Source organism: Alteromonas sp. BL110, assembly GCF_003443615.1.
Classification (GTDB): domain Bacteria; phylum Pseudomonadota; class Gammaproteobacteria; order Enterobacterales; family Alteromonadaceae; genus Alteromonas.
Genome location: NZ_CP031967.1, coordinates 3,279,624 through 3,306,151, shown reverse-complemented (window position 1 = coordinate 3,306,151; position 26,528 = coordinate 3,279,624). Strand labels below are relative to the sequence as shown.

Here is a 26,528-nt window from a genome sequence, read left to right as displayed (position 1 = left end):
AATACCATGCCCTGCGGTTGGGGATCACTGCTCTTTTGGACGGATAAGCAAACTAAATAGAACTTAATCTACACACATTAGTGTGTATTGCCCTTGAATATTGCTCGATTTACCATACCTTGAATAGATATAGCGAACTTTACAGTGGTGAATATGACATCTATCGCAGCATTACAAAACCTTCCCCATGAGTTTATGGTCAAGCTTTCAAATAGCATGATTATTTCGTTGCAGGGAGAACAGGCTGACAGCTACCTTCAAGGGCAAATCACGGTCAATATCAATAAACTTGACGAAAAAACGGCAAGGCATTTTGCGCATTGTGATAACAAAGGCAAAACGTGGTCTACGGGGTACGTAACCCGACATTTAAGCAAATTATTGCTGATTACAAATGATGATGCTGGCAGCCATTCTTTAGCCCAGCTAAATAAGTATGGTGTGTTTTCTAAGGTCGATATTGTCGACGACACGCAGGCTTACGGCGCTTACTTCATATCACTTGATGCTGCAAAGACTGATAAGGTGAACGTCCTATTAGGACAACTGTTTTCAAGCGATGAAGTCGCACAACTTGTTGAAGGAGATATCGCTGAAAAAGGTATGCTGCCGAAAATAGAAAGCGAGCATGGCGTAGCATTTTTAGCCAACACTACTCGCAAAGGCATTGTTGTTCTTTTAGATGAAATCGGCACAAAGCAATTAAACACGTTAATTGAGACAAAAACTGTAGCTTGTTATTCCCACGTCGTGTTTGATGCCATACAAATAGAAAGCGTACATGCCTTAGTTCAGGGCGAAGCGGTGGCGGAATATGTACCACAAATGATTAATGTGCATGGGCTTCACGGTATCGACTTTGATAAAGGCTGTTACATGGGGCAAGAAGTAGTTGCACGAACACGCTTTTTAGGCAAAAACAAACGTGCCGCCTACAGCTTTAAGCTTGAAGAAAAAGTAGATATTAAACCTGGCGACAGCCTTGAAAAGCAATTAGGTGAAAATTGGCGTATAGCGGGCAAAGTACTGAATGTTGCGTCGCTCGACAACGAAACCTGGTTTATTGCCGTGTTGAATAACGACACTACCACCGAAGATTTACACAGACTGGCTGATAACAACGCCATTACCTGTTACCCTAATAGCTTGCCGTACAGTATTGAGCAACAAGCAAGCAATATTGTGAAAAAACGTCGATAAGCAGTTTACTGCTGCATTAAATTTATTGCCCTTTTTTTATCATAGGGCCAAGATAGGATTTGTTATGACAATTACTTCTGACAGCGTTGTAACGCTACACTACACCGTATCTACCGAAGACGGCACAACGCTAGACTCTTCAGAAGGTAAATCGCCGCTAGTTGTACTTTTAGGCCGTCGCTTCTTAATTGAAGGACTAGAAGATGCTCTTATCGGTAAATCGAAAGATGATAGCTTCAACGTTTCTGTAAACCCTGAGAAGGCTTATGGTGAACGTTCTGATGAACTTGTTCAAACCGTACCTCGCTCTATGTTCGACGGTATGGATGTTGAAGTTGGTATGTCTTTCCGCGCCACTACCCCACAGGGTGAGCAGTCTGTAATCATCATAGAAACAACTGACGAAGAAGTTGTTGTTGATGGTAACCACCCGCTAGCAGGCATTCCTTTAACGTTCGATGTTACGGTTGTTGACGTACGTGAAGCAACGAAAGAAGAGCTTGAGCACGGTCATGTTCATCAGGAAGAAAGCAGCTGTTGCGATCCGAAAACAGGCGAGTGCTCAGAAGATAAGCACTAAATTGTGTTGAACGTATCAAAAAGGGAGCCAATGGCTCCCTTTTTTATGTTCGATAGACACCGTCTGGTTAGATAGCATCTTCGTTTTGTTCACCGGTACGAATACGCACTGCGTTTTCAACACTGTATACGAAGATTTTGCCGTCGCCTATTTTGCCTGTTTTAGCTGATGATTGAATAGCTTCTACCGCTTGTTCAACACGGTCATCATCCAGCACAAGCTCAATTTTGATCTTGGGTAGAAAGTCAACTTGGTATTCAGCACCGCGATAAAGCTCAGTATGACCTTTCTGGCGACCGAACCCTTTCACTTCTGATACTGTCATCCCTGCGATACCGACTTCAGCTAGCGCTTCCCTAACGTCGTCCATTTTGAACGGTTTAATGATAGCTTCAATTTTTTTCATGACTACAACTCATCGTAAATTGTTGGAATTGGTACACGTTTATGTTGTGTACGCTCATAAATATAGAGCAATTTCTCTTCCACTTCTGCAGAAACAGACTTACCTTCCAAAAAGTCATCAATTTGGTCGTAAGACATACCTAGCGCTTGCTCATCGGCTTTTTGTGGCGACAGGCTTTCTAAATCAGCGGTTGGCGCCTTAGTGATTACATTATGCGGTGCACCTAAATGGGCTGCCACTGCACGTACTTGGCGCTTACTAAGACCAAATAATGGCGCTAAATCACAGGCTCCATCACCGTATTTAGTATAAAACCCTGTAATATTTTCAGCCGAATGGTCTGTACCAAGAACAAGTCCATCGACCATACCTGCAATTTCATACTGTATCACCATACGAGTACGCGCTTTGACATTGCCTTTGACGAAGTCCTGCTTCGCATCGCTTTCAGGAAGAAGGTTGGCATTAGCAAGCGCTTGTGAAGTAGAGGCATGAATTGCGTCTGCGCCTGGCTTGACGTTCACCGCTAGCGAATGGGAGGGCTGAATAAATTCAATAGATTTTTGCGCATCTTCTTCGTCAGCTTGGGTGTCATAAGGCAAGCGAACTGCAATGAACTGATAGTTTTCATGGTGTTCGTCATTCAGTTCGTTCACTGCTAACTGTGCTAACCGACCCAAAGTACATGAATCAATTCCCCCACTAATACCTAGTACCAGCGAATTCAAACCTGAAGTAAGCAACTGCTTTTTGATAAAAGATACTCGACGTGCAACTTCATATTCGACGTCAATTTCAGGCAGCACTTTCATTTCATCAATAACTGCTTGTTTTTGCATTGTAATATCCACGTATTTTTGAGGCGTCCTGGAACTCGATTCTACGACAATATCACTTCAGATGTTAGTGGTATCCTCGCATCTATTTGATTTACCTTACACTTACTGTGCAAAAGAAAGTGCAACGGATCTTAATTTTATTGTTTTTTAGCGTAGGCATTGGTTTTGCGAAATAGTTAACCGTAAGGCGTATGGTCAACTATGCGATATCACGGTAAAACATACCTTTGCTACTGTATTTTAGTTTACCCTAAAAGATAGGCGAGTAATGCATATTTATCGCTTAGTATCATTACATCGAAGATAGAATAAAGAAGTAAATTGGAGGTGAGCAAGTTTTTTGCTCAAGACAGCCCCCCCGTAGCCTCAGCCACCTTGAAAGCAATTGGCTTACCTGCGGTTTGTTCCGCGCAACGCATTAGTTCAGATTTAGTAAAGTTAGGAAAAATAGCAGTCTCACAATGATAAGAACAAGATTAAAAAAATATCCAAAAGCCTTTGTTAACCAAAAAGGACTTACACTGCTGGAAATGCTGGTCGCCGTTGCAGTGTTGGCGATTATCCTTACTACTGTCGCGCCTAGTATACAAAGCATTCTTATCAAAAATAGAATCACATCAGATATAAATAATTTAAGTGCCGTGGTACAGCGGGCTAGGTTTACCGCGGTAGACGAACAAGCAAGTGTTGTTTTGTGTCCAACAGAAAATTACACAGCCTGCACAAGCAGCTGGAAAAAAGCGAAAATGGTATTTGTGGACACAAACGGCAATGGTAGTCGTGACAATAGCGAAGCGCTTATTGTCGCAAGCGATCCGCTTAACTCCGCAAACGCTATCTACGGTGTGACAGGAAGCTTAACCTTTGATGAGCAAGGCGCAATCGATACGGCAGCAACAATTACGCTATGCCCCAAGGATAACGATGCTGACTATGCCTCAGCCCTGTTACTTTCGCTATACGGACGAATTTCAATAGCTGTAGACAGTGACGACGATGGTAAAAAAGAAGATTTAGATGGCGATGCGCTATCTTGTAGTTAGTAGCCGTAGTTAATTCCCGCATTTACCAGCCGAAGTTAGTTTACGGAGTTGATAAACTGGGTTGGTAACGCTATTACCAGCATTCTTTTGGGGCCAACGAGGTTTCACTTATTTTTATAACCCTACAACTGTCATCTTGCTTTTTAAAAAATAGCGTAGCTGCCACTTCATATTCACCACTTTGGCTCATCGTCTGTGCAATGCTGACTTTGGCGATATTGGCTTGAGGCAGAGCAGTCAACGGTAGGTAAACACCTGACTCTAACCAACTTCTTGACTGCATTGACTGTATTGATAACAAGTACGCTTTAACTTGATTTACTTGGCTTAATTGCCAACTTGATATTATCGCTGTTGTAGTTGCTAAACTTAATATACTGACGATAGCCAGTACAGCTAATGCCTCGACAAGTGTAAACCCATCCTTAAATATTTGGCTTTCATTCGCGATATCATTCCCTTCCATGGTACAGCTTTCTCTAAGTGAATTTTCCAGTACATTAAGCCTATCAATTTAGCACTGGCACTATTACTGGACTTACGGATGGCTTTTCCTGAAGGAAGAAATAAAAAAAGAGAATATAGTGGGTTCAAGCGCACAATAGGCATGTCGCTCATTGAATTACTTATCGTAATAAGTATTACAAGTATATTGTCGGTAAGCACGGTTCCGTCATTTCGAACGTGGCTAGAACGAAACGATTTTAAACATTTCGCGTCGCAATTAGCCAACTCTGCTAAGCAAGCTCGTATCTATGCGCTTACCCAAAAAAAGCCCTATTACCTAATCGCAAAATTCGAAAATGCGAACTGCGTGATAATAAGTGACAATGAAAACTGCACGTGTTCAACAAACCAGCACTGTGCGCTTAACGACGCCGCGTTTTGGGAACTTCCAGCTAAATGGAATGCAAAGCTAACAACATTAAACGCAGAAGACAAAACCGTAGTCTTCAATCAACACGGTACACTTAATTTCGGCAGCGCCACCACATTTAAGCTCTCCAGTGACCATTTTGCTGCCAAAGTCACTATTAGCCCGTTGGGTCGAGTGAAGCTATGTAGCGAACAGCCCATTACAGGTATTACGCTATGCTAACTTTCCCGAAGACCTTAAACGGCTTAAATACATATAAAACAGTCGGCTATAGTATGACAGAACTTATGGTGGCCTGCGCTTTATCAGGCATACTGATAACAGCAATAACGACCTATAGCGTACAGTCTCACATTAGCTTATCGACGCTACAACACGCCACCGCTATTGAAGAAGACGCCCGTGCATTACAAGATACTATTTCACGGCATTTAAGCAGAGCAGGTTTCATTGAGAACGTCACTATGCTTACGCCTTTTTCAACCCTTGCGAACACCAACCATACTGTGTCAAACGTGGCACTCGGCTACCGAGCTGGTGAAACACTAAATAGTTGTATCACGTTTTCCTATGACAGAGATAGTAGCGGAGCCATTACAGAATCACAGGACGAGTTGTTTGGATATCGATTACACGATAAGTCAATTGAATACAGAGTTGGAGGAAAGACCTGTACGCAAGGGGGATGGTTTGACTTGACCGACCCAAACACTGTCGAGGTAACACAGTTTGCCATAAGCAATTTACACAAAGGTAGTTGGGGCTCAGCCTATGAAATTAACATAAGCCTACGGAGTGTAATAAACCCAAACGTTGTAACGAGCAACACCTTCGTGGTGGAGGCGCTAAATGAGAGATAAAGAAATTGTAGAGTGGAGAAATAACGTCCCTTATACACAAAACTTAAAGTTTAAGCGTTACTTTTCTCAAGCGAAGCAACAAGGTATAGCGGTCCTCGCTATTGTAGCAATGCTCCTAAGTGTAGTGACTTTTGCTACCATAACTACATCGCAAAACGTTCAGCAGTATTATGCCATACAAAAAATCAGGCAAGACTCAGAAAGCTTCCAGGCAATATTAAAAAAACACCTTAAAGATTTAGCGATGGCGCTTCGCACGCAAAGCGTTTCAGCAGCATTAAACACGACAAATAAGCCTTTTCTATCAACCACAGTACATCAAGAAAGCCTAAAAGGTGTTGGAGAGCAGTCCCTCACCCACTACGAAATAAGCGTTTCTCACAATGCAGAAAACATCAAATATAAAGCTAACTTTCTTCGTTACCCAGCCCTTCTTAGGCTACCCACTGCAGCTCAGCTATTGTCATGGGATAACCAGCTTACTCACTGGTTGTTCAATCGAAGTGAGGCCGAGCTAAGTGCAGCATTCTTTCCCAATAGCATAACAACTTCTCATTGCTACAACTTAGCGGATGCCACCGTCTATTGGATAAATGGTGACTGCGTTTTAACCCATAGTGACTTAACTCATACATCGAGTTCAGCGCCAGTCTTGTTACTTGTGGTAGATGGAGACCTTACTATAAGTGCAAATACGCATTTCTTTGGGCTGATCATCATGCTCTCCACCACCACTGCTACTCATGAACTCAATCTTGCACATTCAAGTTCAATTAAAGGCGCGTTTGTATCTAATACTCAGTTACAAAAGCAGATAAATGGTCTATTGATGCCTTCAGCGCAAGTACTTAGCAACTTACAGGCTAGCGCTAATATAGCGAAAATAATCCCCGTTCCTGGAACCTGGTATGACATCAATTAAAAAGCCCCAACAAAGAGAATTCAAAAGCGTATTGGCAGTAAAGCGTCGAATCACGCCTGATGATAATAGTTTTGACTCAAATTGTAGTGGTGAAAACAAAGGAGGGGTGTTAATAGAGGTACTCATAGCGCTTTTAATTTTTATGACCTCTAGTGCTTACCTACTTTCAAGCGAAATTAAAACGCGGGTGCTTTGGCAGGCAACGTTAAAATCACAAGACGAACAAATACAACTGTCAAATACTACGAGATTGGCGTATACGCAAGATGCAGTAGACCAACACTGGGAGGATATAGCCGTGTTTGGTATACCGACAATTACACCCTAGTAGATTAAATTTACTAGGGTGTAAAAGCTGAGAGAATGAATTGGGTTTTAACAGGACCAGCAATATTCAGCGGTTTCAAGTGAGCCATTATTGTTTTTGTCCCACCCTTTCCTTCCATCGCTGAAGTAGTAAAGGGTACCGTCTGCTCCTTGGCCAGTGCCCGATACTGGGGTTGCTCTCAATTCATAACTGGTCACACTTGCAGATTGAATAGTTAGATTATAACGCTTGTTAGCCGCTGGCTCTGATGAAGGTGAATGTGTTGCAAAAATAGAAGGCGTTCCTGTATCGCCTCCACTCGCACCAGCACCTTTGTAACTAAAGGAGCCACTATGATGACGCTCCATCGCTGACGCTAGGCCTAACAAATCAGCCTGACCGGTACCTCGATATCCATCAGCAATAACCCCCTGATATGATGGGTAGGCTATGGCCGCAATTATGCCGACGATAGCTACTACTATCATGAGTTCAATAAGCGAAAAGCCCTGAGCGTGTTTTTTTGCTTCCATAATCATTCTCTTTCAGTTTCTGAATGCCAGCTGCCGCGCTGAATACGTTCAAATCGCCCGTAAATATTTTCAGCTAAGCACTCAAACGCGCTAGTACAAGCTTCGTCATTACCGTCCTCATCGACTTCAATTACCGCAGACACACACTCTGTACCTACACATGCAACTGGACTGACAATATCTTCAATAAGTATTTTGGTTTCAGGTGCAATACCGGTTTGCTTCAACTCAGCAACGCGATCATCACCATTCACATCACCGTCATTATTCACATCTGTGACAGCATTGCCATTAAACATACTAACAAGATATGCACGACTGTTTCCGGTAGGCGGTGCACAGGCGCTGGTGCTGCTTACAGCCGGAACATAGGTGGTAAAAAATACTTTGTAATCGATGATAAGCGGGGAAGACAGCACTTTCTCGCCATTCGTCGTTAAGTTCAAATACCAGCCATCTTTATTAGCGAACTCTGCCGCCGCCAGTGTACGTTCGTTTTCATCACTGCTATTTAGCGCATGACTGGTAGCGTTATACATTTTATTTTCGGTCACCGTGGTCATGTATGTGTATTTACCGCTCTCATCACGTTTGAATACCCCGCTATCTTTAAGCATGTAGAAGTTATCTTCCACTACTGTATCAAGTGGAGATGCACGCCAACCGCTACCCAGCGCAACGGCATAATATAATTCATCACCTAATGCGATTTCAGTAACATCCGGCCCATAATAAAAACGACGGTTGGTTTCTTCAGTATCACCACCAAAATCGGCAATACGTGCACCTTTTATAAAATCAGAACCAGACTCCCCATTATAGATGTCCAGACGAAATAGTTGCCCCCCTGTATCAGCAACATACATGTGGTCGGCTTCACCATCATTATCCCTATCGATAACAGAAATGCGTCCCGGAATACTGTAAGTCATATGGGTTAAATCAAGATCAGAATCTTCATTACTGGCGTGCCAAAGCAGGCTTCCAGTATCTGCATCAAACATATAGACGGCGTTGCCAACTACGTCGTTAGCCCTTATCGAACGATCATCTTGAGCGTCATCATAACCGCCCCCAACAATCATTACGTTTTTCACTTCGCCGCCCATATTGACCTTCGTGATGGTGGGTCTTGACCACGTTTGCCCCAATTTAGTTAACTCACCTTCACCACCAGTAAGTTGATACTTAAGCTTAGGCGAGTTTTTCGTCGTAATGTCAAAGACATAATAGTTACGGCCCCCTCTACGCATGCCAACATAAAGATACATTTTATTATCCACAGTTCGCAGAACCATATCGCCATCTAGTCCATACTCATGGTTCAACGACGGGGTGTCTTTGTAGAAGTGATGTAAATTTTGTAACAGCTCTTTTGGCATGATGGCGAAGTTTTCTTCGCCTGTTTCTGTATCAAATGAATGAAGCATGCCTTGATTAGTCGCTACAAAAATGGACGAATCGTCTGTACCGTAATTCACAATGATAGGTTGTGAATGAATGGGGTCACCCATTTGGGTTCTGTAGTCACTTGTACTGCCGTTACCATTAGTGTCTTTTACGTCGACACCTCGTGCCCATTTTAGAATCGCATCTCTTAGGTCTGCAGCGTCGGTCTCATTTTGGATAGCGAGATCTTCAGTCGTAATAGAAGAGTTATCTTCATGTAGTGCGTTGTCCTCATCCACAATAGCGCCCGTTCCGTCAAACACATAAATGTTGCGGTTTCCCCCCATACGACTTGCGGCACCACCCTCGCTCACCTCACTGCCGTCAGCAAGTGTTGACCAATAGCTATGAGAATTTTCAGCGAAGAATCCGGTTTCGCTATCCACCGCACTGTGACTGTTTTTATCAAGAATTTCGTCTCCACTTAATCTGTAGCGCTTTAAATTACCAGGCCAAATTGCTCCTTCGCTAGGCTTAAACAGTGCGAAATAAAGCTCATCTCTGTGGGTAAGACGGTTTAACTGGTTTACTGCAACACCGGGGGAAACAAACGTGGCGTTTACGTCTTTTACAGAACGCAAAATAGTATTGAAAGCTTCAAGTAAATCAGTGCTGTTATCCGCTTGATAGAAACCACCACCACTTTGCAGCGCAAGTTGGTTAAGAAAGTTATTAGCAGTATTATTCGCCGCGAAACCTATCGTGTGCGTTATTACTCTAGGCCCAATTACCGATGTAGAGGTATCGCTAATGTTTCTTACCAAATCTAAACCGCATTTTTCGCCACCACTACCCGTACAGCTTTCACCTAGTAGGGCCTGAATTTTAGAAACACTATGGTTGTTATTCGCTTCACCATCAGAAAGCAATACTATGTGATTGTTGGTTTGACACTGTAGGTCAGATACTGGCGAAATGTAGGTAGCGGGAGTAGGAATCTGCTCTGTAACGCAATCGGTGTCAGATAGATTATCTTCTGTACATCCAGACGGTAAAATAGAGTCTTCACCAATATAGGAACTACGATGACTTACCCTAGTGCTTTTTCTAACAGAGTTGTTTACTCCGCTCTCACCACGTTTGCGGCCATAATCTACACTTCGACCACCATAGTAATTTGTGGCTTCTAATAAGGTATCTACGATAGGCGTAAAGCCGTTAGCACTTAGCTCATCAATCTTGCTTATTAAATGCTCACGGACTGATGCTGTTGCGCCCGGGGTGGCGGCGCCATTATATTTAACAATTAATCTGGGTGCTTTAGACGGTGAGTTATAGGTGTGTGCTCCTCGGTATGACACAAAATCATCCATCACAAACGCCATATCATTACCTGATTCCCAACCTGAGCGGTCGACGATTTGTTTGACGATACTGCTTATATCAGGTGTCCTATAACTATTGTTATTATAGAAGGCTGGCATTGACCACGTAATGCCTGAGGTTTTTGGCAGATTTCGTAAGCGGTAGCGCTGATTTGGATGAAAGTCTGATGCATCATCGTCGGCGACACCGCGTATACGCATGCTAGGATTGCCATAAGTTACGGTGCTGTAGGCCGTAAATTCAAGGTACGCCTCTGCTATTTCAGCACCCTGCGGAATATTTATATTTCTAAATCTTACGCCAATGTAGTCGTTGTACGATGGATGAAATGTGAGCTCACTTCCCGTGTTAGGGTTACCATTGGTCGCTTCTTCAGAGTTATCTCTGGAGCTACCAACCTGATAAATGCCCTCACCTTGCACGCACCCCGTCGCTGTAGAGTCGTCGTATGACACGACTAATTGCGGCGCACCGCTTTGCCCTACATCACTCGCCCTTGCCTCTCGACCGCTAGCGTTATCCGAACTTGAACCTTCTATTAAAATGTTTAAACTTTTTCCGCCACACCAAGCAGACAAGTCCACGACTTCCTGTATTACAGCACTAATGTCTGGCGTGGTAATGACTTCGCCTGAGGCAGGAAAGTCATTGTCAGTCAACCATTCGACATTGGCGGCTGTTTTGGTCCGTTCACTAAGATTGTTTCTGCTTGAGGAAAACTCGGTACTGGAAGCAGATGCTTCTGCCGAAATGACAAGAGAAGTGCCTGCAATATTAAACCTCTCAGAGGTAAGGCGAATATTAGCACTAACGATCGTAGCCCCCTGCGGTATGTTTAAATCGGTAAAGCGCAGGCCAGAAGTTACCGTTTTGGTGCCACTACTTAATATCAAGTCGTTGCTGTCTGTAGTCACAGTCCCATTTATTTCATGCGCATCATGATTATCGTCGTTAGTTGACACGATAATTTCAGGGCGCACAGCTTCATCAATATTACGAATCGGATAAAGGATTGGCCCGCCATAATCGGAAAAACGCATCAGCCCGGCATTAATGTTTGTGGCAGAGCTCAGCGCGTCTTTTAGCGCGTTTTGTACTCGGAGCATTCTGGTTTGGCTAGTGTTATCGTAAGACGCCATACTCCCAGATGAGTCCATAATAAAAAGCACATTTGGGTTATAGGTAACTGCACTACTTGCATTCCCTAAATAAATATCAAGGTCGTCGCCGAAGGCGGAAAAGCCAATACAGCTAAACAGCGTAATTGAAGCAAGGTAATTTGTTATTTTTTTCATCATAATACCTATTGTGAAGCCGGGCCAAAGACGGATGCAGCTAAGCTGTTAGCTACCACTGTGGACTTACCCGCAACTTTTCCGCAGCCTCTAATAATAAATACGTGGCAGTTAACATTACTTCCACCGATTACATTGCTAGACCCTCTGCAAGCTTGTTCACGAATAAATGCCGTGCGCGACCAGCTTTTTGAAGACGCCTCATTTTGATATGTACCATCTGTAATGTGCCTATCACCAATGGTTAAACCGCCCTCAGTCATGTACCTATCAGTCCATTGGTTTTCATCGAAACAACTCATGGAGTCTGCTTCTGGATTGAAAATAGTGCCTTGCCTTGCTTCTGAAAGTGGATCTGTTTTGGCTGGGTCAGTGAGCAAGGTTTCATCTTCGGATTCGAAAAAAACACCCGCAATTGCGGCTTCAGCCGCGTCGAACGCTAATCCACTTTGCTGCATAGACACGGCCATCTTTGATTGAGACAAACTGCTAGTTACAGCGCTTACGCCTAGAACCGTAATAGACAGCAAAACAAGTAGCGCAAAAACCATTACTAAGCCTTGCTGTTTCATTGCGAACTCCTGACAAAATTCTTCATATTTCTTAGGGCTAAGGTCTTTGAAAAGACTTGATAATAATGGTCGGTCGCCATTGTTTGTGACGCTTCATTTAAGAGCGCATATTGTTGTGCTTGGGTTTGCCGAACCTCATTTTGATAGCTTTTAAGCATAATGGCCCATCGTAATGACACCACTTGTTGGTTAAGGGCCCTTAAGTTGTCGATATCATCGGCAGTTACGTAAGTGACGGCCTGTCCATTAGAACTCGTGATCACATCTGACACGCCAAACTGTACTTGAAAGCTTTCCACATTATCCAGCAATGTTATTGTGACAGGATCAATCGATTGCGATTTAAGGCCAAGTAAAACGCGCCCATCGTAACCGGTACATTTTAGTGAGCTGCCACTCACAAAATAATGATTAACGACGTGAAATTCTCGACCAGCATAGCCATGTGCGTTACCTGTACAATCTTCGTAATTCAAAAGACTCACTACGAGTTTATCGCTGCCACCGCTGGTGGTCTGTACGCTACCTAATGTGGTATTAGTGGAAAAGTCACCGGGCAAGGCAACTGGATGATTTTCGACGTAAGCAGCTTCAGCAACAATATCTACAGATGTATCGACATCTGCGACAATTTGGTCGTAACGACCAACTTCGTAAAATTCTGCTGACAAGCGGGCCATAATAAAGCGCCCAGACTCTTGAACTTGGGCCACCGCTTGATTAACTTTATTGGTAACACTTGAACTGACTAGAACCTGAATAACCGCACCTGAAATAATTAGGCCTAGAGTTAAAGTAATCATTAACTCTACCAGTGAAAACCCGTATTGGGCTCGATGACGATAGCTATTCATAGCGTGACGTCCTTAAACACACATCCATTGCTATCCCCTTCGGCTTCGTTGCATCGCGAATTCAAATTATATTGCTGGTTGCCGGAGGATGACACGGGCCACATGAGCAAAATTTCCACACGAGAGCCCGGGCTACAACTATAAGTGTCAGCAGCGTTATTGTCCTCACAGGTTACTGAAACTGTAGTTTGTGGATTTGTTTGCACTGCAGAGCAAGAAAGCGCCCACCCATCATACTTGGCCATTTGCACTTCACTACAGGCTTGCCCTTCACAGTTAGGAATGTTGGCGGGTCTTGTTAGGCAGCAGCCATAATAGGGCTGAGAGGAATTTGAACAACTCAAACCTGAAAAATTATAGGTTGTGTCTGTGAAATAGTCGTTGTTTGCTACCATGCCATCGCCCACCGTTGCTGGACGTGCGGCGGCGCGTAATCGCTCTGCTACTTGTGCGGCAACCATTTCCGCTTGCGTCCGGCTTATGGCATCTTTATTGGCAAAAGAACCGGTAAACTGGAGTGCAGCAACGCCCAGTAATCCTACCGCCAATATAAATAGAGTAATCAAAATCTCTATTAAACCTACACCGCGTTGGGTGCAGATTGTGCTTCCTTTCACTTGGTTTTTCGCCACCTTTTTAACTCTCATCACTTTTGCCAAATTTGAAACGTAAGAACGGGTGTTATCACCAATTTAGTATAGTAAGACAAAAGCGCATTACGCTGGGTATTATTGGTTATCAAAACGTATAATTTTTAGCTACCTAAAAGGTCACAAGCTGGCTATTAAGGTTACGCTGACTTCCTAGGCCCTGCCGCACGAATACTTCACAGTATCGTAATTAAAGTCTCTGACTTAACACGCCCAGCGTGTATGCTACTGTAGTATTGAGGCTTCACTTCCAAAAAAATAAAACTGACTTGTTACCTTGTACAAGTAGCTAATTTTTTTAGTCGCTAAACCTCATTTTGATTTAAGGTATTATTATCTATCCGCAAGTCATTGAATTTCCAGTAGACAAAAGCATAAAAAAACACCGCAACAAAGTGCGGTGTTTTTTTGTTTTGAAAATGTAGCGAGCTTAAACGACTTGCTTAACTCTCAATTCTTTAGGAACAGCAAATTCCACATTCTCTTCGCGACCGGAACGCTCAGAAGCTGAAGCCGCTCCCCATGCTTTAAGCTTATTTACTACACCTTGCACCAAAACTTCAGGAGCTGATGCACCAGCAGTAACACCAATATGTTCTACGCCTTCTAGCCATTCTTCCTGGATGCAATTAGCGTCGGCAATCAAATAGGCTTTAGCGCCAATTTTTTCAGCCAGTTCGCGAAGACGGTTCGAGTTTGAGCTATTCTGTGCGCCAACCACCAACAGGACCTGGCAGTCTTGCGATAAGTCGCGCACTGCGTCCTGGCGATTCTGTGTTGCATAGCAAATATCGTCTTTTCTAGGGCCGTTGATTTCAGGAAACTTAGCGCGAAGGGCATCAATTACATCGGCGGTGTCATCAACAGATAACGTAGTTTGGCTGCAATAATAAAGGTTGGCTGGATCTTTAACTTCAAGCGTTGCAACATCAGCTTCAGACTCTACTAAATAAATACCACCTTCTTCATTGCTGTACTGACCCATGGTGCCCTCTACTTCAGGGTGACCAGCATGACCAATCAAGATACATTCAGTACCAGTTTTGCTAGCACGAGTAACTTCCATATGTACTTTAGTAACCAGCGGGCAGGTTGCATCAAACACTTTAAGACCGCGATTATCTGCTTCTTTTCTTACCGCTTGCGATACGCCGTGGGCAGAAAATATTACTATGCTGTCGTCTGGTACTTCATGAAGTTCATCCACAAACAATGCACCGCGCTCCCGTAGCCCGTCTACAACGAACTTATTGTGTACTACTTCGTGGCGCACATAAATTGGCGGTTCGAACATTTCGAGCGCGCGTTCGACTATGGTAATCGCTCTGTCTACACCCGCACAGAACCCGCGAGGATTAGCTAAGTGAATTTGCATATCTAATTTCCACCTTGTGCTGAAGCGCCAGGTTTAACATCAATAATTTCTACATCAAAAATAACCGTCTGCCCCGCTAAAGGATGGTTGAAGTCTACCGTTACAGAATCGCCGGCAGCACTTCGAATAATCCCTGGAATTTCCGAGCCATCCGGCTGCGCAAACGCTAGAATCATGCCTTCTACCACTTGTAAGTCAGCACCAAAGCGACTTCTATCCATGTAGTGAATATTGTTCGGATCTGACTGACCAAACGCATCATCAGGACCTAATGTGAAAGACTTTTTGTCACCCTTCGCGAGTCCAAGTAAACAGGCTTCAAAATTCGGTGTTAGGCTGCCATCACCCATAACCATTTTTGCAGGTTTGTTGTTTACACGAGTGCTGTCAGCAGCAGAGCCGTCTTCAAGCTTTAAATCGAAGTGAAGAATAACTTCGCTATCTGCGCCTATTACTAAAGAATCTGTCATAACCTTTCCGAATACTACTTAATGGTTTCGCTACTTTTCGCGCCACTTACTCGCGCGTCGGCACCTTCTTCTTCACTTTTTTTATCGCCATTTTTAAACATGTCGATGATGAGTAAAGCCGCACCTATAAATATGGCGCTGTCGGCAATATTAAATGCCGGCCAGTGATAATTGTTTACGTAAAAATCTAAAAAGTCGATGACATAACCGTGAACTAAACGGTCGTAAACGTTTCCTAGTGCACCACCTAAGATGAAGGCAAACGCAACGGGCAGCATTTTTTGCGAACGGGGTGACTGCTTCAGCCACCACAAAATTACTACACTTACTACAACAGCAATGGCGGTGAAGAACCAACGCTGCCAGCCACCGGCATTTTCTAGAAAGCTAAATGCGGCGCCGTAATTGTGCACGTAAGTAAAGTTAAAAAACGGTAGCACCTGTATAGACTGATACAACGACATGCTATCGATAACCGTATACTTACTCCATTGGTCGAGGATAAACGCAACTGCGCTTATCCATAAAAAACGCAAACCAGTTTCGCGAAAAAGCTTAAGCATAGTGGCGTTCTTCTCCGTCACCATCAATGTTTGTCACACAGCGACCACATAGCTCTTCGTGACCTTCATGTGAACCAACGTCTTCACGGTGATGCCAGCAGCGAACACACTTTTCGCCGCTTGCTTTATTAACGCTTAGCCATAAACCTTCAACGTCTGTAGCTTTCGCGTCGGACGGAGCTTCGTCGACTTTGGTTAGTGAAACACCTGACGTAATAAGCACAAAGCGCAGTTCGTCTTCTAGTTTAGCGAGTACGTTATAAAGTGACTCAGTAGCGTAAAGTGAGATGCTCGCTTCAAGTGAACCACCCAGTTCGCCATCTTTACGCGCCTGCTCCATTGCTTGGTTCGCCGCGTCTTTTACGCTTAGCACCTGATGCCATAGGGCATCGTTAAATGTATCGCTTTGGGTAAAGTTATTGAAGCCTTCGTACCAGGTTTCAGTAAATACAAACTCACTACGCTCACCCGGTAGCGTTTCCCAAATTTCTTGAGCAGTGAAGCTGGTGATAGGCGCCATCCAACGAACCAACGCTTCAATGATGTGGTACATGGCCGTTTGGCATGATCGACGGGCCAAGCCGTCTGCTTTGGCAGTATATTGACGGTCTTTAATCACGTCTAAATAGAATGAACCCAGTTCGATTGAACAAAAGTGTGTAAGCTTCTGCGACACGACTAGTAAATCGTAATTATCATACGCTTCGATAAGTTCTTCTTGAAGTGCCTTGGCGCGAGCAACAATCCAGCGATCAAGGGCGACCATATCGTCTTCTGCAACCGCGTCTTTAACGTCAAAACCGTTAAGGTTAGCAAGCAGGAAGCGAGCGGTATTCCGCACGCGGCGGTAGCCATCTGCAGCACGCTTTAAGATTTCGTCGGATACTGCAATTTCACCGCGATAGTCAGTAGACGCAACCCATAAACGAAGGATATCAGCGCCTAACTTGTTAGTGACTTCCTGAGGTGCTACAACGTTACCTACTGACTTCGACATTTTTCTGCCGTGGGCGTCTACCGTGAAACCGTGGGTTAGCACTTCTTTATATGGTGCGTGACCATGCATGGCAGTTGATGACATAAGCGAAGACATAAACCAACCACGATGTTGGTCAGAACCTTCAAGGTATAAATCGGCAGAGGCAGGGATGTCGTCGCGACGGTCTACAACAAAGTAGTGAGTGACACCTGAGTCAAACCATACATCTAGGGTATCGGTCACTTTCTCGTAGTTGTCTAGTTCACTACCAAGTAGTGCTGCATCATCTAGATCCCACCAGGCTTGAATGCCTTTAGCTTCAACTTCTTGCGCCACCTTTTCCATTAATGCCGCAGACTCGGGGTGAATTTCACCGGTAAGTTTGTGTACATATAAAGGGATAGGCACGCCCCACGTACGTTGACGTGAGATACACCAATCTGGGCGACCTTCCACCATTTTTTCAATGCGGTTTTGGCCCCAATCAGGGATCCATTTGGTTTGTTTAATTTGTTCAAGAGATTCCGCACGAAGGCCCTTCTTATCCATGCTAACAAACCATTGAGGAGTAGCGCGGAAGATAATTGGCGTTTTGTGACGCCAGCAATGCGGATAGCTATGCTCGTATTTTACGTTTAAGACAAGGTTACCCTTCTCTTTCACCGTTTCGATGATTTCATCGTTAGCTTTAAATACAAACTTGCCTGCAAATAGCGGTGTGTTTTCAAGGTACACGCCGTTGTTACCTACCGGATTATAAACTTCGATATCGTATTGTTTGCCAACATTAAAATCGTCAACACCGTGGGCGGGCGCTGTATGAACGCAGCCTGTACCAGACTCTGTAGTAACGTGATCGCCGAGAATTAGCGGTACTTCAAGGTCTAAGAATGGGTGATTCACTTTAAGCTTATCAAGTGCCTCACCGGTACAGGTTGCCACTTCACGGAAATCTTCAACGCCGTAACGACTCATACAGCTTTCAAGCAGATCCTGCGCTACTACTAACCATTCGCTTGATGGCTGAACTTCAACAATGGCGTAAGTAAGTTCAGGGTGTAAGCTAATTGCACGGTTGGCAGGCAGCGTCCACGGTGTGGTAGTCCAAATAACAACGCCAGCTTTGTGTGAGGTTAAATCAGCTTCAGACACACCAAATGCCTCTGCAATAGCTGCCACATCAGCCACTGGGAACTTAACGTCGATAGCAGGTGATACTTTATCTTTGTATTCAACTTCTGCTTCTGCAAGTGCCGAACCACAATCTGTACACCAGTGAACAGGCTTAAAGCCTTTTTCTAAATGGCCAGAATCAACGATTTTACTAAGCGCACGAATGATGTCGGCTTCAGATTTGAAGTCCATGGTTTTATATGGGTTATCCCATTCACCAAATACACCTAAGCGTTTAAAGTCAGCCATTTGCCCGTCGATTTGCTTTTGCGCATATTCGCGACACTTTTGACGAAATTCAGCTGCTGTAACTTTCTTGCCAGGCTTGCCAACTTTCTTTTCTACCATCAATTCAATTGGCAGACCGTGACAATCCCAACCGGGAACGTAAGGAGAATCGAAGTCAGAAAGGTTTTTAGACTTTACAATAATGTCTTTAAGAATTTTATTAACCGCGTGACCAATGTGAATATCGCCATTTGCATATGGAGGACCATCGTGAAGAATAAACGTTTTTTTACCTTTCTTTGCTTCACGAATCTTGCTGTATACCCCTTTTTCCTGCCAGTCTTTAAGCATTTTTGGCTCGCGCTGAGCTAGGTTACCGCGCATCGGGAACGCAGTTTCTGGAAGGTTCAGTGTGGCTTTGTAATCACTCATAAAATTGTATTATCCGGTTACCTTAATTTTCACCCAATGCACTTAAACATTGTGAAGGCGATATTCGTTTTGCGATGTTCAAATTAAAACGCCGAATTTGAAAGATTCAACGTAAAACTCGTTGTCGTTCTCACTAACGCGAGGCCGACGAAATATGTTCTAGCACCATAATGCACTTACACGTTTCACGAACAAAAATCCACGTTTAAGAAATCGAACGCAATGAAACTAATACGCGCAGAAACTTCTTGTGACTTTATCACGTTTAACTATGCTAATAACAGACGCGCTTGCGCCGCATCCGCTTGAATTTGATCTTTCAACGCCTCAAAAGAATCAAATTTAATTTCATCTCTTATTTTTGCCATCGGAAACACTGTTATGGGTTTGCCGTATAGGTCAGATGACAAATCAAAAATGTGAACTTCTAGCTGGTTTCTTACCCCGTTTACAGTGGGACGGGTGCCAATGTTAGCAACGCCATTAAAGTGCTTGCCATCTACTTCAACACGCACCGCAAACACACCGTGTATGGGTGTTTTCTGGCGTTTTAGCATGACATTCGCTGTGGGAAACCCGATGGTGCGGCCTTTTTTCTCGCCATGCACCACCCTTCCGTGAATAGCAAAGGGGCGGCCTAACATTTCGGTGGATAGTCCGAAATCACTGTCAGCTAGCGCTTCTCGAACCGCAGTTGAGCTTATGCGATGTGCATGCATAGTAAAGCTATGGGTACTCACCACATCAAAGCCGTACTGATGCCCCGCCGCTTCAAGCATTTCGAAGTCACCTTTACGGCCATTGCCAAAACGAAAATCGTCGCCTACAACAAGAAATTTAACACCCAGTTTGTCCACCAGTAGGTCGTGAACAAAAGTGTCGGCGCTTTGTTTTGCAAACTCAGCGTTAAAGCGTACAGCAAGCAGTCTGTCCACACCTTGCTGGCGCAGCAATTCGTACTTTTCACGAAGAGGACTAATACGCGCTGGCGCCTTATCAGGCATAAAAACTTCTTCAGGCTGTGGTTCAAACACCATCACGGTGGCAGGAAGTGATAGCGATTTCGCTTTTTCAAGCACATTAGCCAGCACAGCTTGATGACCACGGTGTACGCCGTCGAACTTGCCGATAGTGAGCACACACCCTTTGTGGTGCGGTTTTACATTGTTTAGCCCGCGGATAAATTCCACTGTTAGCCACTACCTTTTAACTGCTAGAAATTCAAAGCTCGCGATTATAGCCGACCGCGAGCACAATACCAAGCGCGCTCACCATTCCTGCACTGTTGGTTTATCGTTATTTAAAATTACTCGCCGCCGCTTCTGAAATGCCTGGGCCGCATGCCCAGCACGACCATGGTGGTTGTGAACAATATCATCGATAACGAAATGGTTATTCCTACCTCTAGCATTTGGGCAGAAAGCGATAAATCAAAGAAAGCTAAGCCTTGGTCTCGATAGTAAATAAGCCCGCCCATGGCAGCACTTGAGAGTATCACCCGCGCTATAAACAGAACCGATGTGCGGCTTAACGCAAAAACTCCCTGGCGGTGAAGCGTTATGTAGAGCAAAGCAGCGTTGAGCGTAGCTGACATGCTGGTGGCAATAGCTAACCCTACATAACCAAAAGGTATGGCTAGGACTACGTTAAACACCATGTTAGCGACCATACACCAGATACCGAATTTCACCGGTGTTTTAGTATCTTGACGGGAGTAAAAACCTGGCGCAAGAATTTTAACCAGCATAAAGCTGAGCAAGCCAAACGAATACGCAGTAAGCGAATAAGAGGCCATGATAGCTGTTTCAGCGGTAAATGCGCCGCGTTGGAATATAACAGTTAAAATAGGTCTCGCCATCACGCCAAGCCCTACTGCTGCAGGAATACCTAATAGGCATACCATACGAAACGCCCAATCGATATTCGCAGCAAATGCTTTGGGGTTATTACTTACGTGATTTCTAGACAGTGTAGGTAAAATAACTGTGGCAATGGCGATACCAAACAGTCCTAAAGGAAACTCAAGCAGTCTGTCAGAATAGTACAACCAGCTTATTGAACCGGTAACTAAAAAGCTGGCGATAAAGGTATCAAACAACAAATTGATTTGCCCGACTGACACACCGAACAAGGCAGGGATCATCAGAGTGCGTACTTTTACCACGTTTTCGTCATGCCAGCCCCACTTCGGCTTAACTAAAAGCCCTGTTCTGAACAAGAACGGTAGTTGAAATAAGAACTGAACAATACCGCCGATAAAGACGCCCCATGCAAGTGCATATGCGGGCTGCTCTAACTCAGGTGCTAAGTATATTGCGCACGTAATAATACAGACGTTTAGTAATACAGGGGTGAAAGCGGCAACCGCAAATTTGTTGAGGGTATTGAGTATTGCCCCTGCCAACCCTGTTAAAGAGATAAATGCTAAATAAGGAAAAGTAATTTTCAGCATGGTTGATGCAAGCACAAATTTATCGCCGGCTTCATCGCCTTCAAGCCATGCCACAAACCAACCGGTACCAAACAGGGCAGCCAAAACAGGTGATGCAATAACGCCAATAATGGATACCACAAAAACAATTGCGCCTAACGTACCGCTAATTTTTGCAACAAATTCTCTTAGCTGCTTTTTATCATCGTTTTCGTGAACTTCGGTTAAAACCGGAATAAACGCTTGAGCAAATGCGCCTTCAGCAAACAGGCGACGTAAAAAGTTGGGAATTTTGTTGGCAAAGAAAAATACGTCAGCAGCTGCCCCATCGCCCATAAGTTTGGCTACAACAACGTCGCGTACTAGGCCCAATACCCGCGAGACTAAGGTCATAATACTGACAATAAGACCAGATTTTATTAACTTCCGTGACACGTCACACTTCCAATTGAGGTAAAAATAGGCTGAACAGCAAAAGCCTTTTTTAAAAGTAATTAAAGACGTCTGCTACGCGTAAAGAGGCAACAATAAGTTGCGAGCGAGTCATAATAGCGAAAGCCTATGGTCTACGAAACGATTTATTCAAAATAGTTGTGCACCTTTATGAACTTTCTTGCTATAATCCGCGCCCGATATGGGGTGCTGTTGTTTATGCATGTCTATCGCTTAAATGTCCTGAAAGAATTTCGTTATAGATCTCTTTCAAAAAATGTCGCAGAGAAATGTCGCAAAGAATGTGCAACGTGTTGAGCATACTTTGTGTTCAATAGCTTGCGCGTTTTAACGCGGAATGATTTAAGTTTTAAATCGTTTGACATTTGGGCGTTTGATAGGCACAATCCGCACCCTCGTTTTTGACATGAATTTATTTTGGGAGTTACACCTTGGCTAACATTAAGTCTGCTAAGAAGCGTGCAATCCAAGCCGAAAAGCGTCGTCAGCACAACGCTAGCCGTCGTTCAATGACTCGTACAAGCATCAAGAAAGTTATCGCTGCAATTGCTAGCGGTGACAAAGAAGCGGCACAAGCTGCACTTACTGCTGCTACTCCAGTACTTGACAGAATGGCTACTAAAGGCTTGATTCACAAAAACAAAGCTGCTCGTCATAAGAGCCGTCTAGCTGCACAAATCAAAGCACTAGGTTAATCTTTACGATTAGTAGTTAAAAAAGCGCCTTTTGGCGCTTTTTTTGTACCTGTAAATAAATCAAGGTTTATTTGCTGTTTCAGAATAAACTTTAGACTTTCAAGTATAAAGCCCGCCTTTAGGCGAGCCCTATCATTAGATAAAAAGTCTTTGCGGTCTGTTCACTCTCTAGCTATCCGCTTATCAACTCATCTCCCTTATTGAGCTAGCCGGCGCGATACGCATGATCCAGTGAAGCATTGCCCAAGGCCAGCTTGGCACAAAGGCATTCGCTTTTTCTTTATTGATTGCATTCACCATAGCGCGACAGCCCACCTCGGTATCAACAATAAACGGCACCTTCTCAACTTTTTCATTTATTTCGCTGCGAATAAAACCAGGGTGAATGCAAGTGACTTTAATCGGCGTATTCATTACATCCATTCGAATACCTTCGGTCATAGACGTTAGTCCTGCCTTTGTAGCTGCATAAACAGTCATAGCACGCCTAAACCCGCGCACAGCGCTTATAGATGAAATCGTTACTAGATGACCACTATTCTGTGCTCTAAAGATGGCCATTGCTGCTTCACATTGTGCTAGCGCTGACACAAAGTTAGTTACCGCCGTTTGCTTGTTGGCGTGGAAATACCCAGTGCCAATTGACGCACCCTTGCCCATTCCTGCGTTTACAATGACTCTATCTAGGGTCCCCATGTCGGCTTTAAATGCGTCGAACACTTCAAAAACAGCATCGTGTTCATTTACATCGAGCGATCGAATATAAACATCAATGCTTGGATTAATTAAAAGTAACTCTTCTTTCAGTTTTTCTAAGTTCTCATAACGCCTAGCGCATAGCGCTAAGTTGCTACCCTGCTTGGCAAACTCTATCGCCATGCCCTTGCCTAAGCCAGAGCTCGCGCCTGTGATCAGAATATTGCGTCTTGTTGTCATTATCGTTTTCCTGATGCTTTAATGGCCTTATTACAACGCCACATTAAGTAATGAATGAAGATCCAAAAGTTTTTGAACGCTGGGTTATTTGTTTGCTTATGGTGATAGCGATAGTAGATCTGCTGGGCGATACCGGCTAAACGGAAAAGCCCGTACACCTCGTAAAAAGTAAAATCTTCAACATCTATCTCCATTTCCTTACAGTAATACGCCACAACTTGCTTACGAGTGAGCATTCCCGGTAAGTGAGTTGGCTGACGACGCGTTGATTGCGCTAAAAAGTCATCATCAGCTTGCACCCAATACGCCAAGGTGTTGCCTAAGTCCATAAGCGGGTCACCCAAAGTGGCTAACTCCCAATCCAGAACACCGATGATTTGGGTATAGTTCTCCGGCTTTAACACAACATTGTCGAACCTGAAGTCATTGTGCGTAATACATATGCGTTCTTGGTCAGGCATGTTGTTCTCTAGCCAGCGCATAATCTTTTTACCCGAGGGTACATTCCAGGTTTTTGCTTTACTGTAGCGCTCGCTCCACCCGCTTATTTGACGCTCTATATACCCTGCACCTTTCCCCAAGTGCTCAAGCCCCGCTCTTTTATAATCAACTTTATGAAGTTCTATTAAACTATCAAGTACATTAGTGCAAAGCTGCTTGGTTTGCTGATCTGTTGTCTCTAAACCACTGGGTAAGTTCTTGCGGGGTATTACACCGGTAAATTTCTCCATTACGTAGAACTCAGTGCCTAATATGCTTTCATCTTCACAAAGCCCAAGCATTTCTGGCACGTACCGGTAGACAGGCTTTAGCGCGTGCTGTAATCGGTACTCTCGCCCCATATCGTGGGCCCCTTTGGCTTTTGTGCCTGCTGGTGCCCTGCGCAAGATCAATGACGTTTGCTCGCTCTGGTTTTGATCGTTGCTTTGATAGTCCAAGCAGTACGTCCAATTAGACGCGCCACCGGAGTACTGGGTAATGTTAGGCAAACTATCGCTACTGCGTATAGCGGCTGACAATGGGCTCGAGGCACTAATACTTTCCTTAAGCCAATTGTGTACAGCGCCGACGTCTAGCTCTTCGCCTACACGCACGCTATTCGCTTTATCTATTACCTGTTGTTGCATATTTTTTCTTCTTTTAATTTTTGTAGTAATCGCTTATTCAAACCTGGTTATTGGTAAGCATATCTTCGAAACTAATTTTGTCTTCGCTGTCCATCACGCAATTCATAAATGCGAGCAATATGCGTTTACGAAAATGCCTGTCTGAACTCTTTAAATTTTTTCTTTAGTTATGCTTTCCATTGCTCGTTTCATCGTTTTAGTTTGATTGAGCATATTGCTTATATAGCGCTGAGTGGGTAACAACTTCTTCAATAAGAACGCCCGTTTGCCTAGCTTGTGAGTAAGAATAAGGAATTTCTCTTGACTGACTTGTTGATATATTGACTCCGCCACCTCTTCTTTAGTCATATCTGCCTTAGCAAAAAACTTATTTATCATCCTGTGTGAGGCTGGGTTATTGCTTCGCATCGACTCATCTAGATTGGTTTTGAAAAAGCTAGGGCATACCACACTAACGTTAATATTGTCTGGTGCTAGTTCCAACTTTATGGTTTCAGAAAACGATACTACAGCGGCTTTCACTGCGTTATAACTTCCCATATAAGGAATAGGCGTTAGCCCTGCTTGTGAGGCAACATTAATAAAGTAACCACTGCACTGCTTCCGCATCAACGGCAATAGCGCACGACTTACTCTCACCATGCCTAACACGTTAATATCGAATACCCACTGCCACTGTTCAATAGTCTCGTCTAAAAGGCTACCGCCCGTAGCGACCCCAGCATTATTAAACACATAATCAACGCCACCCCAGCGTGATTCAATAGTTTGCGCTAGGGCTTTAACGTCATCGTCGGAGGTTATATCGCAGTGAACATAAAACGCATTTGCACCTTGTGCAGAAAGCATACCTACCGTTTCATCTCCCCTCTCTTGGTTAATGTCTGCAATGCAAATACTTATATCTTTATCTTTGCTTACCCACTTTTCCGCCCATTTTAGGGCAATGGCCTGACCTAAGCCGGTAGCACCACCGGTAATTAATAAACGCATTATGTAGTTCCTACTTTTTATTATTTTACGAATACTTTTGGCGTTGTTTTCACCGCTATCTTTGCATTTCGCTTTGCCCACAGCGCTAATAATGCGGGACCGATGTACATTGCTATACCGTAAACGCCAGGGGCGATAGCGTAGTCAGGCGCTTGTAAAAAAGTAATGCATATCAGCATCGCAAGTGCCGCGTTTTGTACGCCTATTTCAATCGCAAGGGTAAGCGAGTCTTTAATTGCCAATGCAGAGAGTTTGGCAAGCATCAACCCTAGCAATACTGATAAAAGGTTTAACGCTAAACAAACTAGAAAGGCGCTTTCAAAAGATGTCGCTAGGTTATCTCTTTCTGAGACAAGCACTCCGATAATCATAAGCAACATAAAGTACATAGAAAATTGACGAAAGAAGTTTTCTGTTTTCATAGCGAAAGCGCTAATAAAGTGGCGGATAGTCATACCAATTATCACCGGCAATATTGATATACCTACTAGCCCTGCCACCGTTTGAATAATGGAGAATTCAGGGGCGTTTTCTTTTACAAAGTAGTTAATGGCAAATTGAATAATAAATGGCGTAGTGAAGACGCAGGCAATGGTTGAAATTGCGGTTAAGCTAACTGAAAGAGCTAGATTGGCTTTTGCAATATGGCTGATTAAGTTACTGGTAGTACCGCCAGGACATGCTGCCAAAACCATTACGCCAACGGCAATATAGTCGGGAACCCCAAACGCAATACATAAACCGAAGGCTAACAAAGGTAACAAGATAATTTGACCTATAAAGCCCGTTACTACCGCCTTAGGGGATTTAATAAGTCGGGCAAAGTCATCAAGGGTTAGGGTTAACCCCATGCCAAACATAACAAATGCCAACGCGAGAGGTAACAACACCTCGGTAAGTACAGATGCCTGCATGCACACGCCCCTTACAAAAGAAGCCTCTTTCAAAGAAACCTTTTAT

At 43.9% G+C, this 26,528-nt stretch carries 26 protein-coding genes; 8 read left to right on the top strand and 18 right to left on the bottom strand.

Going from position 1 to position 26,528, the window contains the following annotated elements; all coding sequences use genetic code 11:
- Window positions 1–153: 153 nt before the first annotated feature.
- Both ygfZ and D1814_RS14240 read left to right on the top strand, forming a co-directional pair.
- A complete protein-coding gene (gene ygfZ / locus D1814_RS14245) occupies window positions 154–1,200 on the top strand; it encodes a CAF17-like 4Fe-4S cluster assembly/insertion protein YgfZ (protein ID WP_118493378.1) in 1,047 nt (348 codons plus the stop codon).
- A gap of 64 nt (window positions 1,201–1,264) precedes the next feature.
- On the top strand, window positions 1,265–1,780 hold the full coding sequence (locus D1814_RS14240) for an FKBP-type peptidyl-prolyl cis-trans isomerase (RefSeq protein WP_118493376.1): 516 nt from the start codon (window positions 1,265–1,267) through the stop codon (window positions 1,778–1,780).
- Window positions 1,781–1,847: 67 nt separating this feature from the next.
- On the opposite strand, the gene D1814_RS14235 is transcribed toward D1814_RS14240, so the two are convergent.
- Together D1814_RS14235 and nadE are read right to left on the bottom strand one after the other, a co-directional pair.
- The gene (locus tag D1814_RS14235) at window positions 1,848–2,186 is read right to left on the bottom strand and encodes a P-II family nitrogen regulator (RefSeq protein WP_118493373.1); all 339 of its coding nucleotides are present in this window, start codon (window positions 2,184–2,186) and stop codon (window positions 1,848–1,850) included.
- Window positions 2,187–2,188: 2 nt separating this feature from the next.
- Complete coding sequence (gene nadE, locus D1814_RS14230) at window positions 2,189–3,025, bottom strand: ammonia-dependent NAD(+) synthetase (protein ID WP_118493369.1); 837 nt, start codon at window positions 3,023–3,025, stop codon at window positions 2,189–2,191.
- Window positions 3,026–3,486: 461 nt separating this feature from the next.
- Between nadE and D1814_RS14225 the strand changes: the two genes are divergently transcribed.
- Window positions 3,487–4,068: a GspH/FimT family pseudopilin gene (locus D1814_RS14225; protein ID WP_118493367.1), complete on the top strand. Its 582-nt coding sequence runs from the start codon at window positions 3,487–3,489 to the stop codon at window positions 4,066–4,068.
- A gap of 73 nt (window positions 4,069–4,141) precedes the next feature.
- Here D1814_RS14225 and D1814_RS14220 read toward each other — a convergent pair whose 3' ends face one another.
- Window positions 4,142–4,534, bottom strand: a complete 393-nt coding sequence (locus D1814_RS14220; protein WP_118493365.1) for a type IV pilin protein — start codon at window positions 4,532–4,534, stop codon at window positions 4,142–4,144.
- Window positions 4,535–4,612: 78 nt separating this feature from the next.
- On the opposite strand from D1814_RS14220, the gene D1814_RS14215 reads away from it, so the two are divergent.
- From D1814_RS14215 to D1814_RS14200, 4 genes are read left to right on the top strand one after another with little or no spacing between them, the layout of a single operon-like run.
- A complete protein-coding gene (locus tag D1814_RS14215) occupies window positions 4,613–5,167 on the top strand; it encodes a GspH/FimT family pseudopilin (protein WP_118493362.1) in 555 nt (184 codons plus the stop codon).
- Window positions 5,168–5,220: 53 nt separating this feature from the next.
- Window positions 5,221–5,805, top strand: coding sequence for a potassium:proton antiporter (locus D1814_RS14210; RefSeq protein ID WP_232368892.1), 585 nt, complete (start codon window positions 5,221–5,223; stop codon window positions 5,803–5,805).
- Complete coding sequence (locus D1814_RS14205) at window positions 5,795–6,727, top strand: hypothetical protein (protein WP_183037592.1); 933 nt, start codon at window positions 5,795–5,797, stop codon at window positions 6,725–6,727. The genes D1814_RS14210 and D1814_RS14205 overlap by 11 nt, the downstream gene beginning before the upstream one ends.
- Entirely contained in the window at window positions 6,714–7,055 is a 342-nt protein-coding gene (locus D1814_RS14200) for a hypothetical protein (RefSeq protein ID WP_232368891.1), read from the top strand. Before D1814_RS14205 ends, D1814_RS14200 begins: the two co-directional genes overlap by 14 nt.
- Window positions 7,056–7,102: 47 nt before the next feature.
- On the opposite strand, the gene D1814_RS14195 is transcribed toward D1814_RS14200, so the two are convergent.
- The 11 genes from D1814_RS14195 to murJ form a co-directional block, all read right to left on the bottom strand.
- Window positions 7,103–7,567, bottom strand: coding sequence for a type IV pilin protein (locus D1814_RS14195; protein ID WP_118493358.1), 465 nt, complete (start codon window positions 7,565–7,567; stop codon window positions 7,103–7,105).
- A gap of 2 nt (window positions 7,568–7,569) precedes the next feature.
- Complete coding sequence (locus D1814_RS14190) at window positions 7,570–11,637, bottom strand: PilC/PilY family type IV pilus protein (protein ID WP_118493356.1); 4,068 nt, start codon at window positions 11,635–11,637, stop codon at window positions 7,570–7,572.
- A gap of 8 nt (window positions 11,638–11,645) precedes the next feature.
- Entirely contained in the window at window positions 11,646–12,209 is a 564-nt protein-coding gene (locus D1814_RS14185) for a PilX N-terminal domain-containing pilus assembly protein (RefSeq protein ID WP_118493354.1), read from the bottom strand.
- Window positions 12,206–13,063, bottom strand: coding sequence for a PilW family protein (locus D1814_RS14180; protein ID WP_118493352.1), 858 nt, complete (start codon window positions 13,061–13,063; stop codon window positions 12,206–12,208). Before D1814_RS14180 ends, D1814_RS14185 begins: the two co-directional genes overlap by 4 nt.
- On the bottom strand, window positions 13,060–13,710 hold the full coding sequence (gene pilV, locus D1814_RS14175) for a type IV pilus modification protein PilV (RefSeq protein WP_118493350.1): 651 nt from the start codon (window positions 13,708–13,710) through the stop codon (window positions 13,060–13,062). The genes D1814_RS14180 and pilV overlap by 4 nt, the downstream gene beginning before the upstream one ends.
- Window positions 13,711–14,143: 433 nt before the next feature.
- The gene (ispH, locus tag D1814_RS14170; protein ID WP_118493348.1) at window positions 14,144–15,088 is read right to left on the bottom strand and encodes a 4-hydroxy-3-methylbut-2-enyl diphosphate reductase; all 945 of its coding nucleotides are present in this window, start codon (window positions 15,086–15,088) and stop codon (window positions 14,144–14,146) included.
- Between the two features lie 2 nt (window positions 15,089–15,090).
- Window positions 15,091–15,558, bottom strand: coding sequence for an FKBP-type peptidyl-prolyl cis-trans isomerase (gene fkpB, locus D1814_RS14165; protein ID WP_118493346.1), 468 nt, complete (start codon window positions 15,556–15,558; stop codon window positions 15,091–15,093).
- Between the two features lie 14 nt (window positions 15,559–15,572).
- Window positions 15,573–16,121, bottom strand: a complete 549-nt coding sequence (gene lspA, locus D1814_RS14160; RefSeq protein WP_118493344.1) for a signal peptidase II — start codon at window positions 16,119–16,121, stop codon at window positions 15,573–15,575.
- A complete protein-coding gene (gene ileS / locus D1814_RS14155; protein ID WP_118493342.1) occupies window positions 16,114–18,933 on the bottom strand; it encodes an isoleucine--tRNA ligase in 2,820 nt (939 codons plus the stop codon). The genes lspA and ileS overlap by 8 nt, the downstream gene beginning before the upstream one ends.
- A gap of 269 nt (window positions 18,934–19,202) precedes the next feature.
- Window positions 19,203–20,123: a bifunctional riboflavin kinase/FAD synthetase gene (gene ribF, locus D1814_RS14150; RefSeq protein ID WP_118493340.1), complete on the bottom strand. Its 921-nt coding sequence runs from the start codon at window positions 20,121–20,123 to the stop codon at window positions 19,203–19,205.
- A 116-nt stretch (window positions 20,124–20,239) separates the two neighbouring features.
- On the bottom strand, window positions 20,240–21,799 hold the full coding sequence (gene murJ, locus D1814_RS14145; RefSeq protein WP_118493337.1) for a murein biosynthesis integral membrane protein MurJ: 1,560 nt from the start codon (window positions 21,797–21,799) through the stop codon (window positions 20,240–20,242).
- 449 nt (window positions 21,800–22,248) lie between these two features.
- Between murJ and rpsT the strand changes: the two genes are divergently transcribed.
- Window positions 22,249–22,512: a 30S ribosomal protein S20 gene (rpsT, locus tag D1814_RS14140; protein ID WP_014950134.1), complete on the top strand. Its 264-nt coding sequence runs from the start codon at window positions 22,249–22,251 to the stop codon at window positions 22,510–22,512.
- A 183-nt stretch (window positions 22,513–22,695) separates the two neighbouring features.
- Here the strand turns inward: rpsT and D1814_RS14135 are convergent, their stop codons facing one another.
- From D1814_RS14135 to D1814_RS14120, 4 genes are all read right to left on the bottom strand, one after another.
- Complete coding sequence (locus tag D1814_RS14135) at window positions 22,696–23,448, bottom strand: SDR family oxidoreductase (RefSeq protein ID WP_118493335.1); 753 nt, start codon at window positions 23,446–23,448, stop codon at window positions 22,696–22,698.
- The gene (locus D1814_RS14130; protein WP_118493332.1) at window positions 23,448–24,575 is read right to left on the bottom strand and encodes a phosphotransferase family protein; all 1,128 of its coding nucleotides are present in this window, start codon (window positions 24,573–24,575) and stop codon (window positions 23,448–23,450) included. Before D1814_RS14130 ends, D1814_RS14135 begins: the two co-directional genes overlap by 1 nt.
- A gap of 150 nt (window positions 24,576–24,725) precedes the next feature.
- Window positions 24,726–25,568 (bottom strand): SDR family oxidoreductase, encoded by an 843-nt coding sequence (locus D1814_RS14125; protein WP_118493330.1) that lies wholly within the window; start codon window positions 25,566–25,568, stop codon window positions 24,726–24,728.
- A gap of 20 nt (window positions 25,569–25,588) precedes the next feature.
- Complete coding sequence (locus tag D1814_RS14120) at window positions 25,589–26,482, bottom strand: bile acid:sodium symporter family protein (RefSeq protein ID WP_118493328.1); 894 nt, start codon at window positions 26,480–26,482, stop codon at window positions 25,589–25,591.
- Window positions 26,483–26,528 lie beyond the last annotated feature (46 nt).

What these genes read in the sequence shown, in the direction of transcription:
- lspA (WP_118493344.1), bottom strand. Translation starts at nt 16,121, where the DNA reads ATGCTTAAGCTTTTTCGCGAAACTGGTTTGCGTTTTTTATGGATAAGC.
- D1814_RS14225 (WP_118493367.1), top strand. Translation starts at nt 3,487, where the DNA reads ATGATAAGAACAAGATTAAAAAAATATCCAAAAGCCTTTGTTAACCAA.
- ispH (WP_118493348.1), bottom strand. Translation starts at nt 15,088, where the DNA reads ATGCAAATTCACTTAGCTAATCCTCGCGGGTTCTGTGCGGGTGTAGAC.
- D1814_RS14120 (WP_118493328.1), bottom strand. Translation starts at nt 26,482, where the DNA reads ATGCAGGCATCTGTACTTACCGAGGTGTTGTTACCTCTCGCGTTGGCA.
- D1814_RS14130 (WP_118493332.1), bottom strand. Translation starts at nt 24,575, where the DNA reads ATGCAACAACAGGTAATAGATAAAGCGAATAGCGTGCGTGTAGGCGAA.
- D1814_RS14135 (WP_118493335.1), bottom strand. Translation starts at nt 23,448, where the DNA reads ATGACAACAAGACGCAATATTCTGATCACAGGCGCGAGCTCTGGCTTA.
- ygfZ (WP_118493378.1), top strand. Translation starts at nt 154, where the DNA reads ATGACATCTATCGCAGCATTACAAAACCTTCCCCATGAGTTTATGGTC.
- D1814_RS14220 (WP_118493365.1), bottom strand. Translation starts at nt 4,534, where the DNA reads ATGGAAGGGAATGATATCGCGAATGAAAGCCAAATATTTAAGGATGGG.
- D1814_RS14125 (WP_118493330.1), bottom strand. Translation starts at nt 25,568, where the DNA reads ATGCGTTTATTAATTACCGGTGGTGCTACCGGCTTAGGTCAGGCCATT.
- D1814_RS14180 (WP_118493352.1), bottom strand. Translation starts at nt 13,063, where the DNA reads ATGAATAGCTATCGTCATCGAGCCCAATACGGGTTTTCACTGGTAGAG.
- fkpB (WP_118493346.1), bottom strand. Translation starts at nt 15,558, where the DNA reads ATGACAGATTCTTTAGTAATAGGCGCAGATAGCGAAGTTATTCTTCAC.
- nadE (WP_118493369.1), bottom strand. Translation starts at nt 3,025, where the DNA reads ATGCAAAAACAAGCAGTTATTGATGAAATGAAAGTGCTGCCTGAAATT.
- D1814_RS14205 (WP_183037592.1), top strand. Translation starts at nt 5,795, where the DNA reads ATGAGAGATAAAGAAATTGTAGAGTGGAGAAATAACGTCCCTTATACA.
- D1814_RS14195 (WP_118493358.1), bottom strand. Translation starts at nt 7,567, where the DNA reads ATGGAAGCAAAAAAACACGCTCAGGGCTTTTCGCTTATTGAACTCATG.
- D1814_RS14210 (WP_232368892.1), top strand. Translation starts at nt 5,221, where the DNA reads ATGACAGAACTTATGGTGGCCTGCGCTTTATCAGGCATACTGATAACA.
- pilV (WP_118493350.1), bottom strand. Translation starts at nt 13,710, where the DNA reads ATGAGAGTTAAAAAGGTGGCGAAAAACCAAGTGAAAGGAAGCACAATC.
- D1814_RS14240 (WP_118493376.1), top strand. Translation starts at nt 1,265, where the DNA reads ATGACAATTACTTCTGACAGCGTTGTAACGCTACACTACACCGTATCT.
- D1814_RS14185 (WP_118493354.1), bottom strand. Translation starts at nt 12,209, where the DNA reads ATGAAACAGCAAGGCTTAGTAATGGTTTTTGCGCTACTTGTTTTGCTG.
- D1814_RS14235 (WP_118493373.1), bottom strand. Translation starts at nt 2,186, where the DNA reads ATGAAAAAAATTGAAGCTATCATTAAACCGTTCAAAATGGACGACGTT.
- ileS (WP_118493342.1), bottom strand. Translation starts at nt 18,933, where the DNA reads ATGAGTGATTACAAAGCCACACTGAACCTTCCAGAAACTGCGTTCCCG.
- D1814_RS14215 (WP_118493362.1), top strand. Translation starts at nt 4,613, where the DNA reads ATGGCTTTTCCTGAAGGAAGAAATAAAAAAAGAGAATATAGTGGGTTC.
- D1814_RS14200 (WP_232368891.1), top strand. Translation starts at nt 6,714, where the DNA reads ATGACATCAATTAAAAAGCCCCAACAAAGAGAATTCAAAAGCGTATTG.
- D1814_RS14190 (WP_118493356.1), bottom strand. Translation starts at nt 11,637, where the DNA reads ATGAAAAAAATAACAAATTACCTTGCTTCAATTACGCTGTTTAGCTGT.